A 13,709-nucleotide genomic window follows, 5' to 3' on the forward strand; every position below is an offset into this window, starting at 1 on the left:
AACATACTCTTTCAATCTGCTGTGTAAATGATCAGCTGACTCTGTGGATCTGCATGTTGCCATTGGAGATCGCATACATGCTGCACTCCTTGACGCCATTGGAAGGATCCATGGCGTTGACGACCATGCCGTTGCCAACATAGATGGCAGAATGGCCGTTCCATGTGACAAGATCTCCCGGCTGGGCATCCGATGCGGACACAAGCGTACCGGAATTTTCCTGACCATAGGATGTTCTTGGCAGGGAAATGCCGAACTGGCTGTAGACATACTGGGTGAAACCGGAGCAGTCAAAGCCGGTTGCCGGTGAGGTACCGCCCCAGACATATCTGGATCCGATCAGTGACGTGGCGAATTCTACGATGGAATTGCCGGAGCCTGTATTGACGGTTGTGGAGCTGCTGCTGATCAAAGAGGCAATCTGCTGTGCCTGCAGCTGGGCAGCTGCAGCAGCCTGGGCTTCGGCTTCTTCCTGTGCTTTGCGGGCAGCTTCATCCGCGGCCTGTTTTGCAGCTTCTTGGGCAGCGGCTTCTTCCTCAGCCCGGACAACCTCCACCGGCTTTTTCACCGTGACATCATAGGACACTTCGGAACTGGTTCCGGAAGTATCATAGAACGTCATGGTGCAGGTGTATGTGCCTTCGGCATTGATATCTACGTTATCGGTTTCCTTGATGGCAGGCAGCTTGCCGCCGGTAGAGGAAACATAGCCGATGTTATCGCCATAGTTGAAGGCAGTGCCAAGATCCAGTGTGACGGACGGCTGCTTCAAAATGACCTGGGGCCCATTGGGAGAGACCATTTTGACTGCGGCATATTCGGTAAAGTCATAGCCGACAGTGGAATCACTGCTGCGTACAAGTGATACAGAAATGTTGACTTTCTGGATACCTGGTTTTGTGCGGTCGAAGGTGTCGGTATAGATCGAAGAAGCGTCCATATTGATGTTGTTCAGGTTGACGGCGGCATCATAGCCGGCTCTTTCTTCGATCACTTTCTGTTTCAGGGTGGCCAGAGGATTCTGGTCATTCATATCAATTTCAAAGATGCGCAGGCTGGCGGTGTCTGTACTCACTGTTCCGGTGCTGGAATTATCAGCGTAAACCGGTGAGAAATTAAGAAGCAGGCAAACAGTGCCAGCTGCGGCTGCGAATACTTTTCTTGTTGTCACCATATTTGAAAGTCTAACCGGATCGTCCCTCCATTTCAAGTGAGCTGTGTGAAGGATTGGTGAAGAATAAGCCAAAACAGTCCACAAATACATTTTTGCGGACTGTGATGTGATGACATCAGCCAATTCTGTGAATTAACATGTTCCCGTTGGTAATGGCATAGATGGAACATACTGCCACACCCTGGGTTGGATTCATGGCATTGATCATCTGGCCATTGCCAATGTAGATGCCGGCATGTCCGTTATAGGTGACAAGATCACCTGGCTGGGCATCAGCCACGGACACGATGGTGCCGGCTGCTTCCTGGCCATAGGATGTTCTTGGCAGGGAGTAGCCAAATGCCGCATAGACATACTGGGTGAAACCGGAGCAGTCAAAGCCGGATGGGGATGAACCGCCATAGACATAGGCACTGCCGGCAAATGACAGGGCATAGTCCGCAATGGAGGAGCCGGTTGGATTGGCTGCCACATTGGTGGATACGGTTGTTGTTGTGGCCGCTGCCGCGGCAGCTGCTTCCTGAGCGGCCTGCTGGGCAGCAGCTTCCTCAGCTGCTTTCTGTGCTGCTTCCCGGGCAGCGGCTTCTTCGGCAGCCTTCTTGGCCGCTTCTTCCTCTGCTCTTACAACCTCGGCTGGCTTTTTGACAACCACGCTATAGGACACGGTTGTCTTCTGACCGCGCTCATCAATGGCTGTTACAGTGCAGGTATACGTGCCTTCGGTATTGACGTCCACGTTGTCGGTTTCCTGAATGACTGGCAGGGAACCGCTGGAAGTAGAAAGAATAGCAATATTGTCGGCATAGCTGAAGTTGGACTGGTAATCTACCGTGACTTCATCCTGCTTCAGGACAACTCTGGGGGCACCGGTTGAAGTGACGGTGACGGCAGCGCTTGTTGTCCAGGCCTGCTGCAGGGTGCTTGTGGTATGCTCAGCGTTTGTGTAGACCGCGGGCTGCAGGGAGATGGAGACTGTCTGCAGGCCGGTGTGGTTCAGGCTGAGGCCTTCGACACTGATGAGGCTGGCAGAAGCGTCAATGTCATCTTCCTTCACAGAACCATTTGCTTTGACATAGCTGTCAATGGCCTGCTGCTTGAGTGTATCCATGGCATTGGCATCATTGATGTCAATGGAATAGACAGCCAGAGACTGTGTGGCTGTTTCATCTGCCGCAAAGACATGCAGCGGTGCTGTCAGGGCAATCATGCCGGCAGCCGCAAAGGGAATAAAAGCCTTTGCCATCCGTTTTTTTGTATTTGTACGCATGGCCGTAGTTAAGCACACAAAAAACATGCCTTGCAACAAAATCTTAAGATTTCACATGCGTCTCACACAATGAAAGCGGATTATCAGGACATACTCACAGAATTGTCGTATTGCAAATATTCGAAAATCGGCTTGTGCCGATTGACTTGAAAAAATGGTGCGCAAAGGTGAAAATTGACGCATGAGAACAGTGATACAGAGAGTAAGTGAAGCGTCGGTAACGATCGATGGAAGTGTCCATGGTGCTATTGGCAGAGGGTATATGATTCTGGTTGGCATTGCGGATAGTGATGATGAAGCAGTGATCAACAAGATGGCAGATAAGATTGCCAGACTGAGAATTTTTGAGGATGAAAACGGCAAGATGAACCTGAATCTTGAACAGGTGTCCGGTGCCATTTTGTCCATTTCGCAGTTTACGCTGTATGCGGACTGCCGCAAGGGCAACCGTCCTTCCTTTTCCAAAGCCGGCAGACCGGATCATGCGAAAAAGATGTATCTGTACTTCAATGATGTGATGCGCCGCTATGGCTTTGATGTGCAGGAGGGTATTTTCGGGGCGGATATGAAGGTGAGTCTGCTGAATGACGGCCCGGTGACAATCGTTCTCGATTCCGATACGCTCTGATGTATAATAGGGAACGGTTTGTGTATGGAATGCTGTGAAGGAAAGCTTTTGTATGGCAGTCTGCTGTCAGAGAAGCTGAAAAGACAAATGAAGGAAGAAGTGGAAGGATACCGTGCCAATGGGCTGCGGGTACCCCGTCTGGATACGATTCTGGTCGGGGATGATCCTTCTTCGCTTTCCTATATCCGCGGCAAGAAGAAGGCATGTGAGGTTGTCGGCATTGAGAATGTTGTCCACCATCTGCCGGCTGATATCTCGCAGAAAGGCCTGGAGGATGTCATCTTTGCCTGCAATCAGAATGATGCCTGTGATGGCATTCTGCTGCAGATGCCTCTGCCTGATCATCTGGATGCCAATCATGCGATCTTCTGCATTGATGTTGGCAAAGATGTGGATGGTCTGACACCGCTGAATGTCGGCAGGCTGTATGCCGGGGAACCGTGTTTTGCGCCATGTACGCCGCTGGGCATCCTGTCTATTCTGGATGCGATGGGATGTGCGATTGATGGTGCCAGGGCAGTTGTGGTCGGCAGATCGCGGCTGGTTGGCAATCCGGTGGCGCGCCTTCTGCAGGACCGCAATGCGACGGTGACCATCTGCCACAGTCATACCCGCCGTCTGCGGCAGATTACAAAGGAAGCGGATATTCTGGTGGCAGCGGTCGGTGTGCCGGAGATGATTGATCATACGTATGTCAAAGAAGGTGCCTGTGTTGTGGATGTGGGCATCAACCGCAGGGAAGACGGTCATTTGTGCGGAGATGTGAATACGGAGGATGTGCTGCCGTATGTGCATATGGTGACACCGGTGCCAAAGGGTGTGGGACCGATGACGATCTGCGCCCTGCTGATGAATACGATGCGTTCCTATCGGCTGAAAGTGGGATGATAATATGGAATATGGGCTCAATGATATTGTCGAGATGAAGAAGGAACATCCCTGCCATAAGGCAAAAACATGGAAGATCATCCGCATGGGCGCGGATATCAAGATCAAGTGTCAGGGATGCGGGGCTGTGGTCATGTTTCCGCGGCATGAGTTTGAGAAGAAGCTGAAGAAGGTTGTGGAACACGTTTCTTCAGAAGAAGGAGAGTAAGAGATGGCTTTAACAGCAGGTATTGTCGGACTGCCGAATGTGGGCAAGTCAACGTTGTTCAATGCAATTACAAACAGCCAGGTGCTGGCGGAGAATTATCCATTTGCGACCATTCAGCCGAATGTCGGTGTGGTGGAAGTGCCAGATAAGAGAATGGATGACTTTGTTAACATGTTCCATCCGCGCAAGACAATTTATACGACATTTGAATTCACGGATATTGCGGGTCTTGTCAAGGGTGCTTCCAAGGGTGAAGGCCTTGGCAACCAGTTCCTTGCCAACATTCGTCAGACGGATGCCATCGTGCATGTGGTCAGATGCTTCGATGATGACAATATTGAGCATGTCGAGGGCAGTGTGGATCCGGTCCGTGATATTGATGAGATTAACATGGAACTCTGCCTGGCAGATCTTGATACCGTGCAGAACCGTATTGGCAAGGTTGCCAAGAAGGCACAGACCAAGGATAAGGAAGCAATGAAGGAGATGAATTCTCTGACCCGCTTCAAGGAAGCACTGGAACAGGGGAAGCCTGTCCGTCTGCTGGATCTGGATGAGGATGACAGGCTGAATCTGAAGAACTACGGCCTGCTGACAGGCAAGCCGGTGATCTATGTTGCCAATATGTCGGATGAAGAAATCGGGGATCCGGCATCCAACAAGTACTATCAGGCTGTCAAGGCATTTGCGGACAAAGAAGGTTCTTCCTGCATTGCCATCTGTGCCAAGATGGAAGAAGAACTGTCAGGACTGGATAAGGATGAAAAGAAGGCATTCCTTGATGACCTTGGCATTGAACAGTCTGGTCTGGATCAGATCATTCAGGCTGCCTACCATCTGCTTGGCTTAAGAACGTTCTTTACGGTTGGCGAGCCGGAGTGCCGTGCATGGACGTTCCATGAGGGCATGAAGGCACCGCAGTGTGCGGGCATCATCCATTCTGACTTTGAGCGCGGCTTCATCAAGGCAGAAGTTTACAGCTATGAAGATCTGATGGAGTATGGCAGCGAGCAGGCTCTCAAGGAACATGGCAAGCTGCGTGTGGAAGGCAAGGACTATCTGATGCAGGATGGCGATGTCGTCTTCTTCCGCTTCAATGTTTGATCCTCAAATTGTTTAGATTCTGATACCAATATGTACAGGGCAGCACAGTCTGCCTTTTTTCGTGCAGAAAGCTTGACGGTGATGCGATGCAGGCTATAATGAACAATGTTCAAGTTGAAAGGATCATATGAATCACAACGTAACCAGCAAAGAAGAAATCTTATCTGTGTGCCGGGATATTGTCAGACAGGAAGGCATTCAGGGTGTCAATGCCAGAAGAGTGGCACGGCAGCTTGGCATCGCCCTTGGCTCCTTGTACAACTATTATCCAGGCAAAGAGGCACTGGTGATGGCGAGTGTGGCTTCGGTATGGCAGGATATTCTCTCTCTGGATGGCATGCAGAATCTGTCTTTTGCGGATACGGTGGACCGCATTGTCCATGATCTTGCCAGTGGGCAGAAAAAGTATCCCAATTTCTTTGCCAGCCATGCCATGGTGTTTGGCACAAAGGCGGATGCCAGAGTGGCGATGGGCAGGATGGAAGCCGGCCTGCAGCAGATGCTGAAGCGTGCTCTGTCCCAGGATCCTGCTGTATGCAAAGAGATTGATCCGGATGGCTTTGTACAGCTGTTGATGGATCTGATCAATGGCATGGTGCTGCGGAATCACTTTAATGAGAAGATCGTGCTGGATGTTGTGAATGCATATGCATATGGAGGCAAGTATGGAAGAAAAAAGTGAGAAGTTCAGGCCGAAGGCTACGGGAATCTTTGAGTCTGTGTTTGATGTGTGCTATCTGCTGTTTGACCTGGTGGCAGGCATTCTGTTTCTGAAGAATGCGGATGGCAGACTGGTGTTTGAGCTGTATGGAGCACTGGCTCTGGTACTGGGCGGCGGTGATGCCTTTCATCTGGTGCCAAGAATCAAGGTAAATCTGTTTGGCAGGAGTGAGAAGTCTGATTTCTGGCTGGGTCTTGGCAAAGCCATCACCTCAGAAACCATGACCGTCTTCTATCTGATTCTGTTCATGATCTGGACGGAGATGTTCCCTGCCTGGCTGGCTTCGACAAAAGTGGTGTTTGTGCTGTTTGCCTGTGCCTTTGTGCGCATGGTGCTGTGTTTGTTCCCGCAGAATAACTGGTTCCATTCCGAAGGCAGTCTGCGCTGGTCTTTGTACCGCAATATTCCGTTTACAGTTGTCGGTGCAATCATGATGGTGCTGTTTTATCAGACCGGCATGACGCATATGACCTGGGCCATTCTGCTGTCTTTTGGCTGCTATCTGCCGGTGACCATGCTGGCAAGCAAGATGCCGCCGATTGGTGCTTTGATGATGCCAAAGACGCTTGCCTATGTGTGGATGATTGCCATGGGGCTTAAACTTCTCTAGACAATTCTCACGCATTGGTCACTCAATTACATGCAACTGGTGCTAAAATAATCACAACAGGAGGTAAGAGAAATGAAACTGATCCTTGCTATTGTTTCTAATGATGATGCTTCAGCCGTTTCTTCTGCTTTGACCAAGAATAATTTCTACATGACCCGTCTGGCGACGACCGGCGGCTTTCTGAGAGCCGGCAATACGACGCTGATTGTTGGTACTGAGGACAATCTGGTTGACAAGTGCATTGAGGTGATTGGCTCAGAGGCAAAGCGCCGCACAGAGATTGTGCCGAGCACTGCCAGCTATGACATCGGCCGCTATGCTTCGTTCCCGGTTGAAGTACAGGTCGGCGGGGCAACGATCTTTGTCCTGGATGTTGAGCAGTTCAAGAAGCTGTAAGAAAGGAATGAGCGGGGAACCGCTCTTTTTATGTGATGGACTTCAGAGAAACAAGAACAGAAGATCTTGACGAAGTGATGCAGATCTATGCCCAGGCAAAGAAGTGGATGCAGGAAGCCGGCAATCCGCAGTGGCAGGGAAGCTATCCTGCCAGAGAGGATATTGAAAAGGATATGGCGGCACATGGCAGCTATGTACTGGTGGATGAAGGACGGATTGTGGCCACAACTGCCATATTGTTCGGGGATGATCCGCATTATCATCAGATTCAGGGCAAGTGGCTGAATGATCAGCCGTATGGCGTGATTCATAGAACTGCTGTGGCAGGCAGAGGAAAAGGATATGGCAGTGTGCTGATCCAGTATGCTGAAAAGCTTGCCCGGGACAGAAACATTGCAAACCTGCGCATGGATACCCATGAAAAGAATGCAAGCATGCGTCATCTGATGGAGAAAAGCGGCTTTGTCTGGTGCGGGACTGTCTGGATGGATGATGGCTCGCCAAGAATGGCCGGACAGAAGGTACTGGATGCACAGAAGTGAAAAGTCATGTACAATAAGACACAGCTACATTACTGGAGTGTATTGACATGAATGATGAAACAAACAATGAAGAGATAAAGAAGGAAGATGATTCCGCCATGGCTGATGAGACAGAAACTGAGGTGAAAGTGGAAGAATCTGCCGTAACGCCTGCAGAATCTAAGGCAGAGGCACAGGAAGCTGAGAATCCAGAAGCTTCTTCAGAAGGAAAGGCTGCGGAATCTCTTGAAGAACCGGTGCAGGAAGAGGCACCAAAGGAAGAAAAAGCGGTGGAAGATGCAGCCCATAAGAAGAAAAAGGGTGTACCTTTTTGGGCGGCTATTGTGGTGATCATCGCATGTGTTGGTGTGCTGGCAATGGTGCTCAGACAGAATGGCAGTCTGATCATGGATCCCGAAGACTGGGGCATTGGCGGCAGAAGAAGCTATATCTATGTGCAGCTGAAGAGTGCTTCCCAGGCTGATAAGAGTGCCAACTTTACCTTTGCTGTTCCTGACAGTATCAATGGTGTTTCCAACAAGGAATACTGGATCGTCAAGGATTACATCTATGATGTGCGCTATACCGATGATGATGGTACGGTTGAGTACATTCTGCACAAGTGTGAGCGCAATGATCTGGAAACAGCAGATACCAATGCATACCGCCAGTCCAATATCGTGGATGTTGATGGCATTGAAGTCACAGAGAAGGGACAGGATGATCTTGTCCAGAGTGCAACCTGGTCAGCGCATGGCTATTACTATCAGATTCTGACCAGAGATGATAACAAGCTGGATGCGGATACGATTGCCGCGCTGATCGGACAGATTGGATAAGACACAATTGATAAACAGTGCGCAGGCATGCCAGATGACATGCCTGTTTTTTCTGATGCCAGGCGGATCTGTGAAAAGATTTTTCAAGATTTTCATTTTTTTAGAAATGGCTTGTACATATCTGAAAATGATGTTAGAACAAGGTATCATTTCGAAATGCTTTCCAGTGTGTTTCGGAATGTTTTTTGCTTTGTGGGCTTCAGTTCATCTCTGGATGAATGAAGATAGATGAAAGGGGATATATCACACTATGAGCAGTATTATCACAGATATACTGGCTGTCATTGGCGTGGTGCTGAATGGTCTGCCGCAGGGCCTGCTTGCACTGAGCCTTGGCTTTGCCAGCATTCCAACCGCACTGGCATTCTTTGTTGGTGCCATTGGCAACACTGTCACCCAGAATGTTGCGCCGATTTCCTTCCAGGCAGAGACGATCACGTATGCCGGCAAGGCTGGCAAGAACCGGTCTGAGGCATGCACGATTATCTTTATCGGCGGCGTCATCATGGCCATTGTTGGCCTGACCGGCTCTTTGACAAAGATTGTGGACTTTATCGGCAGCGACATTGCCAATGGCATGATGGCTGGTGTCGGCATCATGCTCTCCAAGACAGCCATTGACATGATCAAAGAAGACAAGATTGCCGGCGGTGTTTCACTGGCAGCAGCCATCATCACGTATGTCATTGCCCGCAACAGCTCCAACGTCCTTGTCTACACGATCCTGATCTCAGTTGTGGCTTCCTGCATCGCATCTGCCATCTTTGAAAAAGGAAAGCAGAAGACCATCACTGTCGTGGATGATAACTTCAAGCATCAGAAGTTTGCCATCAATAAGAATGTGATCTTCGGGGCCCTTGGCATTGCCTGCCTGAACATTGGTTCCAATATTTCCTTTGGCTCCATCACTGCCAGCATGGCAAGTACTGCTCACTATAACGTTGACCAGTTGACTTTCATCTCTTCACTGGCTGATATGTGCTCCTCCTTCTTCGGCGGGGCACCGGTTGAATCCATCATCTCTGCCACGGCAGCTGCTCCGCATGCTGTGTGGGCAGGCGTTGCCATGATGGCCGCCATCGGCATCATCCTTCTTTCCGGCTTACTGCCAAAGATCGGCAAGTATGTACCGTCTTCTTCCATCGCCGGCTTCCTGTTTGTACTGGGTGTCTTCAAGACCGTTGCCCTGGATGCGCCGGCTGCTCTTGCAACAGCACCGGCTGTTGGTGCACTGACGATGACAGTCACAGCAGTTACCAATCCGTTCTTTGGCATGCTGGCAGGTGTAGCAGCCAGATTCCTTGGTCTTTGAGGTGGATCATGCAGACCTATACATTGCATGTGGCAGGTGTCACAAGACAGCTGCCAGTCATTGGGATCAGTGATGATACCGCCATTGCCAGTTTTGTGATCATCAGTGATACCGAACTGATTCAGGCTGCCGCAAAGCAGCTTGTTGAAAAGATTCAGGAAAACGGTCCGATTGAACAGCTGTTAACAGCAGAAGCCAAGGGAATTGCCCTGGCCTATGAGGTCAGCCGGCTGCTGGGTTTAAAACAGTTTGTGGTGGCCAGAAAGAGTGTGAAGAGCTACATGCAGAATGTGGTATCACATGAAGTGAAGTCCATTACCACGGCAAAGCCGCAGATGCTGTATCTGGATGGCAATGATGCACAGCTTCTGAAAGGAAAGAGAATCTGCCTGATTGATGATGTCATTTCCACTGGGGAATCTCTGCAGGCTATTGAGGATCTTGCCATCAAGGCAGGGGCACAGCCTGTATGCAGAGCAGCAGTCTTGGCAGAAGGCGATGCGGCTAACAGAAAGGACATCCTTTTCCTGGAGAAACTGCCGTTGTTTAAGAAAGATGACAATGGCGTTTTCCAGCCGATTGGCTAAGTTATGATCAAGAGCGGACGGCTTTGGCTGTCTGCTTTTTATGTAGGTAAGCAATGCTTTCCTGATCATCTGATGTACAAAGAAAATCCCTGCAGATGGATCACCAGTACGGTGGCGGTTGGTTCCCTCCAATGCACACACGAAATTAGAAGCATGATGTCCCTTCTATCACGATGCCAGGCATTAGAAGGCGGAGCCTATGAGTCCTTATGAGATGATCGTGATTGTCTTACAGACAGCCATGTTAGTGATACAGGCTGTATCACTTGGATCAAATAAAGATTCAAAAAAATAACCGCCAACCCCTGAAAAGTTTGCGGTTATTTTAGCGAACGAAGGGACAACCGTCACCGGTGGTCCTTTTTACATGCAATATGATCGCTGATTGGCAGGGTGGTTTCAAGGATTGAAGCCTGCTGCGTTCATGATTGAAAATCACGACTATTTCTGGTGGCTGTGGTACTTCTGTGCTTCCTGCAGCAGAATTTCCTTTTCATTGGGGATTTCTTCATGCATGACTTTTTCCAGCAGAATACGCAATGTATCACCGATGGCAATCCCTTTGATGCCGATTTTGATCAGATCTTTGCCAGTGATATGTAATTGCGACAGTTTCCAGCAGTATGCATCATTGGTAAGACGAGCGTACTGCTGCTTCTTTTCTGCCAGTGACATTTCCGGGTGCAGTGCTTTCTGGAAGGCAAACCAGGTATCTGTATCCGTCTGCATTCTTCCTAATACCTGCCTGAATTGAATATCGCTGGTGGCTGGATCGTCGGCAGTATTGAGCAGATCTGTGCATGTGGCGATGAAATGGTTGGAATACTTCATCCGTTTCAGAACTTTTCTGGCCTGCATTCTGTCCTGCAGGGCATACAGGATCAGGCTCATGCGGATATCTGCACGCTTGGTTGTTTCTTCATCGAGGCGCTGATGCAGCTGTTTCCAATTGTCATCACGGATGGTTTTGATTTCCGGCAGGAAGACTTCAATGACTTCTCTGTAATCCTCCAGAATGTCGGCGTATCCTTTGCTTTTCAGGATCCCTGTGAATTCTTCATTGATGCGTTCCATGGAGACATAGGACAGTGTATCTTTCTTTTCCAGCAGTACTCTCGCCGTATCTGGATCAATGGCAAAGGAAAAGCGTGCCGCAAAGCGCAGTGCCCGCAAGATGCGCAGGGCATCTTCTTCAAAGCGCTTTTCCGGATCGCCAATACACCGGATGATTCCTTTTTTCAGATCTTCTTTTCCGCCGAAGAAATCAACAAATCCCTGATCTGGGTGGTAACACATGGCATTGATCGTAAAGTCTCTTCTCTGACAGTCTTCTTTGAGCGCACTGGTGAACTCGACATGATCGGGATGCCTGTGGTCCTGGTAGGGAGAATCTTTGCGGTATGTCGTGATTTCCACAGGCTTGTGGTTAACCATGACGGTAACGGTACCGTGCTGAATGCCGGTTTCAATCAGATGAAAGTCATGAAAGACCTGTTTCATCTGATCAGGAAGGGCATTTGTTGTGATGTCATAGTCATGGGGAATTTCTCCTCTGAGACTGTCACGGACAGCGCCGCCGACGACATAGGCCTCAAATCCGGCATCATTGAGCTTTTTCAATAGCATTGTGACATATTCTGGAAGATTCATAGCAGTATAATTATATCGAAAGAAAACGGGAGAAAGACAATGAGAATTGGACAAAGCAGTGATATTCATCAGCTGGCTGCGGGAAGAAAGCTGATATTGGGCGGTGTGGAGATTCCGCATGAGAAAGGTCTGGTGGGGCATAGTGACGCCGATGCACTTGTGCATGCAGTGGCGGAAGCCATTCTTGGTGCTCTTGCTTTAGGAGATCTTGGCAAGTGGTTTCCGGATACGGATCCCAAATGGGAGGGCGTATCTTCTTTGATCATTCTGAAGGAAGTGGCACGCATGATGCAGGAAAAGGGATATCACATTGGCAATGTGGATGCGCTTGTCATGATTGAGCGGCCTAAGATGGCCCCGCATATCATGAAGATGCGTGAGAACATTGCGTCCTGCCTGCATACGGATATTGACAATGTATCGGTGAAGGCAACCCGTGGTGAGAAGCTTGGTTTTGTGGGCAGAGAAGAGGGTGTGCTGGCCCAGGCGGTTGTGCTGCTGGAGGAAAACAGGTGAATGTTTGCCAGAACGAATGAGATGAAGGTGCTGCGGGATCCTGTGCATGGGTATATTCATGTGGAAGATCAGGTGGTCTGGGATCTGATTAACAGCATGTGGATGCAAAGACTCAGGAGAATTCATCAGCTGGGCGGTGCCTACATGGTGTATCACTGTGCAGAGCATTCTCGCTTCTCCCATAGTCTTGGCGTCTATGAGATTGTGCGCAGAATGGTCACGGAAGTGCCGGATCTGTGTGCTGCATTGAATGAGCGGGAGAAGCTGACCGTGATGTGTGCAGGTCTATTGCATGATATCGGCCATGGCCCGTTCTCTCATGCCTTTGAGTCAATTTCGCGCACATCGCATGAAGTGATTACCTGCCGGGTGATTGAGCATGATCCTGAGATCCGCGGCATTCTGGAAGGCTGTGCGAAGGGATTAAGCCATGATGTGGCAAATGTCATCCGTCATAAGAGTGCCAATCCGCTGCTGTCACAATTGATTTCTTCTCAGCTGGATGCGGACAGGATGGACTATCTGCTGCGGGATGCCTACTTTACAGGCACCCGCTATGGTACGTTTGACCTGGAACGCATCCTGCGTACACTGCGGGTCAAAGATCAGCAGATGCTTGTCAAGGAGAGCGGTGTCTATGCCGTGGAGAATTACATCATGGCCAGGTATCACATGTACTGGCAGGTGTATTATCATCCGGTCGCAAGGGCATATGAAAGCATGCTTTCGGCGCTGTTTGCAAGGCTGCGTGATCTCAAGGATCCTTCTGATCCAAGCATCATTCCGGAACTGAAATCATTGGTGGCAGATCAGAAACTGTCTCTGGATGAATATTTCCGGCTGGATGAGTCGACCTGCAGCTATGGTTTCTTATGCCTGGAACATCATCCGGACCCGATTGTGTCTGATCTTGCGTCCCGGATATTGAACCGGCATCTGTTTGGATATGGGGACTCCAGTTCTGTGCATAACCGCAGAGTCCGTGCCAATCTGACACATTTGCATCTGGATCCTGATTATTATTTCCAGAAGGATGAAGTCAGACAGCGGCCGTATGTGCCGTATAGTGAAAGTGCTGGCTCCATCTTTGTGCTGATGCCGGATGGCAGTGTGCGTGAGCTGGCCAATGCGAGCAACATTGTCTATTCGTTAACGCATGGTCCGGGGCGTGATGAGAAGAAGGTCTTCTATCCCAAAGAAGTAGATTGAAATATTTTCATGAGGGGAAGGCGGCATCATACAGAGCCGTCTTTTTGTATGTTCATGTGAATTGACAAAGTGCTCTAGC

General features: G+C 49.7%; 16 protein-coding genes. 13 read left to right on the forward strand and 3 right to left on the reverse strand.

Going from position 1 to position 13,709, the window contains the following annotated elements; all coding sequences use genetic code 11:
• Positions 1-31: 31 nt before the first annotated feature.
• Both DHU66_RS05260 and DHU66_RS05265 read right to left on the reverse strand, forming a co-directional pair.
• Positions 32-1,174 (reverse strand): C40 family peptidase, encoded by a 1,143-nt coding sequence (locus tag DHU66_RS05260; RefSeq protein ID WP_167836274.1) that lies wholly within the window; start codon positions 1,172-1,174, stop codon positions 32-34.
• A gap of 115 nt (positions 1,175-1,289) precedes the next feature.
• Entirely contained in the window at positions 1,290-2,441 is a 1,152-nt protein-coding gene (locus tag DHU66_RS05265) for a C40 family peptidase (RefSeq protein WP_209451743.1), read from the reverse strand.
• A gap of 181 nt (positions 2,442-2,622) precedes the next feature.
• Here DHU66_RS05265 and dtd point away from each other — a divergent pair, with 181 nt between their 5' ends.
• The 11 genes from dtd to DHU66_RS05325 all read left to right on the forward strand — a co-directional run bounded on the left by dtd (position 2,623) and on the right by DHU66_RS05325 (position 10,255).
• Positions 2,623-3,069 (forward strand): D-aminoacyl-tRNA deacylase, encoded by a 447-nt coding sequence (dtd, locus tag DHU66_RS05270; RefSeq protein WP_108774829.1) that lies wholly within the window; start codon positions 2,623-2,625, stop codon positions 3,067-3,069.
• A 24-nt stretch (positions 3,070-3,093) separates the two neighbouring features.
• Positions 3,094-3,957, forward strand: a complete 864-nt coding sequence (locus DHU66_RS05275; protein WP_108774830.1) for a bifunctional 5,10-methylenetetrahydrofolate dehydrogenase/5,10-methenyltetrahydrofolate cyclohydrolase — start codon at positions 3,094-3,096, stop codon at positions 3,955-3,957.
• 4 nt (positions 3,958-3,961) lie between these two features.
• Positions 3,962-4,165: a DUF951 domain-containing protein gene (locus DHU66_RS05280; protein WP_108774831.1), complete on the forward strand. Its 204-nt coding sequence runs from the start codon at positions 3,962-3,964 to the stop codon at positions 4,163-4,165.
• 3 nt (positions 4,166-4,168) lie between these two features.
• On the forward strand, positions 4,169-5,269 hold the full coding sequence (ychF, locus tag DHU66_RS05285; protein WP_108774832.1) for a redox-regulated ATPase YchF: 1,101 nt from the start codon (positions 4,169-4,171) through the stop codon (positions 5,267-5,269).
• 127 nt (positions 5,270-5,396) lie between these two features.
• The gene (locus DHU66_RS05290) at positions 5,397-5,951 is read left to right on the forward strand and encodes a TetR/AcrR family transcriptional regulator (protein WP_108774833.1); all 555 of its coding nucleotides are present in this window, start codon (positions 5,397-5,399) and stop codon (positions 5,949-5,951) included.
• Positions 5,935-6,600: a hypothetical protein gene (locus tag DHU66_RS05295; protein WP_108774834.1), complete on the forward strand. Its 666-nt coding sequence runs from the start codon at positions 5,935-5,937 to the stop codon at positions 6,598-6,600. Before DHU66_RS05290 ends, DHU66_RS05295 begins: the two co-directional genes overlap by 17 nt.
• A 72-nt stretch (positions 6,601-6,672) precedes the next feature.
• On the forward strand, positions 6,673-6,996 hold the full coding sequence (locus DHU66_RS05300) for a cyclic-di-AMP receptor (protein WP_108774835.1): 324 nt from the start codon (positions 6,673-6,675) through the stop codon (positions 6,994-6,996).
• A gap of 35 nt (positions 6,997-7,031) precedes the next feature.
• The gene (locus DHU66_RS05305) at positions 7,032-7,538 is read left to right on the forward strand and encodes a GNAT family N-acetyltransferase (RefSeq protein ID WP_108774836.1); all 507 of its coding nucleotides are present in this window, start codon (positions 7,032-7,034) and stop codon (positions 7,536-7,538) included.
• 47 nt (positions 7,539-7,585) lie between these two features.
• Entirely contained in the window at positions 7,586-8,356 is a 771-nt protein-coding gene (locus DHU66_RS05310) for a hypothetical protein (RefSeq protein WP_108774837.1), read from the forward strand.
• A gap of 250 nt (positions 8,357-8,606) precedes the next feature.
• Positions 8,607-9,668, forward strand: a complete 1,062-nt coding sequence (locus DHU66_RS05320; protein ID WP_108774839.1) for a benzoate/H(+) symporter BenE family transporter — start codon at positions 8,607-8,609, stop codon at positions 9,666-9,668.
• A gap of 8 nt (positions 9,669-9,676) precedes the next feature.
• Positions 9,677-10,255, forward strand: coding sequence for a phosphoribosyltransferase family protein (locus DHU66_RS05325; protein ID WP_108774840.1), 579 nt, complete (start codon positions 9,677-9,679; stop codon positions 10,253-10,255).
• Between the two features lie 441 nt (positions 10,256-10,696).
• Here the strand turns inward: DHU66_RS05325 and DHU66_RS05330 are convergent, their stop codons facing one another.
• Positions 10,697-11,905, reverse strand: a complete 1,209-nt coding sequence (locus DHU66_RS05330; protein ID WP_167836275.1) for a CCA tRNA nucleotidyltransferase — start codon at positions 11,903-11,905, stop codon at positions 10,697-10,699.
• Positions 11,906-11,944: 39 nt separating this feature from the next.
• Here DHU66_RS05330 and ispF point away from each other — a divergent pair, with 39 nt between their 5' ends.
• Entirely contained in the window at positions 11,945-12,421 is a 477-nt protein-coding gene (ispF, locus tag DHU66_RS05335; protein ID WP_108774842.1) for a 2-C-methyl-D-erythritol 2,4-cyclodiphosphate synthase, read from the forward strand.
• Positions 12,422-13,630, forward strand: coding sequence for an HD domain-containing protein (locus DHU66_RS05340; RefSeq protein WP_108774843.1), 1,209 nt, complete (start codon positions 12,422-12,424; stop codon positions 13,628-13,630).
• Positions 13,631-13,709: the final 79 nt, after the last annotated feature.

The sequence above is a fragment of the Lactimicrobium massiliense genome, assembly GCF_900343155.1.
Classification (GTDB): Bacteria; Bacillota_I; Bacilli_A; order Erysipelotrichales; family Erysipelotrichaceae; genus Bulleidia; species Bulleidia massiliensis.

What these genes read in the sequence shown, in the direction of transcription:
- DHU66_RS05260 (WP_167836274.1), bottom strand. Translation starts at nt 1,174, where the DNA reads ATGGTGACAACAAGAAAAGTATTCGCAGCCGCAGCTGGCACTGTTTGC.
- DHU66_RS05265 (WP_209451743.1), bottom strand. Translation starts at nt 2,441, where the DNA reads ATGCGTACAAATACAAAAAAACGGATGGCAAAGGCTTTTATTCCCTTT.
- dtd (WP_108774829.1), top strand. Translation starts at nt 2,623, where the DNA reads ATGAGAACAGTGATACAGAGAGTAAGTGAAGCGTCGGTAACGATCGAT.
- DHU66_RS05275 (WP_108774830.1), top strand. Translation starts at nt 3,094, where the DNA reads ATGGAATGCTGTGAAGGAAAGCTTTTGTATGGCAGTCTGCTGTCAGAG.
- DHU66_RS05280 (WP_108774831.1), top strand. Translation starts at nt 3,962, where the DNA reads ATGGAATATGGGCTCAATGATATTGTCGAGATGAAGAAGGAACATCCC.
- ychF (WP_108774832.1), top strand. Translation starts at nt 4,169, where the DNA reads ATGGCTTTAACAGCAGGTATTGTCGGACTGCCGAATGTGGGCAAGTCA.
- DHU66_RS05290 (WP_108774833.1), top strand. Translation starts at nt 5,397, where the DNA reads ATGAATCACAACGTAACCAGCAAAGAAGAAATCTTATCTGTGTGCCGG.
- DHU66_RS05295 (WP_108774834.1), top strand. Translation starts at nt 5,935, where the DNA reads ATGGAAGAAAAAAGTGAGAAGTTCAGGCCGAAGGCTACGGGAATCTTT.
- DHU66_RS05300 (WP_108774835.1), top strand. Translation starts at nt 6,673, where the DNA reads ATGAAACTGATCCTTGCTATTGTTTCTAATGATGATGCTTCAGCCGTT.
- DHU66_RS05305 (WP_108774836.1), top strand. Translation starts at nt 7,032, where the DNA reads ATGGACTTCAGAGAAACAAGAACAGAAGATCTTGACGAAGTGATGCAG.
- DHU66_RS05310 (WP_108774837.1), top strand. Translation starts at nt 7,586, where the DNA reads ATGAATGATGAAACAAACAATGAAGAGATAAAGAAGGAAGATGATTCC.
- DHU66_RS05320 (WP_108774839.1), top strand. Translation starts at nt 8,607, where the DNA reads ATGAGCAGTATTATCACAGATATACTGGCTGTCATTGGCGTGGTGCTG.
- DHU66_RS05325 (WP_108774840.1), top strand. Translation starts at nt 9,677, where the DNA reads ATGCAGACCTATACATTGCATGTGGCAGGTGTCACAAGACAGCTGCCA.
- DHU66_RS05330 (WP_167836275.1), bottom strand. Translation starts at nt 11,905, where the DNA reads ATGAATCTTCCAGAATATGTCACAATGCTATTGAAAAAGCTCAATGAT.
- ispF (WP_108774842.1), top strand. Translation starts at nt 11,945, where the DNA reads ATGAGAATTGGACAAAGCAGTGATATTCATCAGCTGGCTGCGGGAAGA.
- DHU66_RS05340 (WP_108774843.1), top strand. Translation starts at nt 12,422, where the DNA reads ATGTTTGCCAGAACGAATGAGATGAAGGTGCTGCGGGATCCTGTGCAT.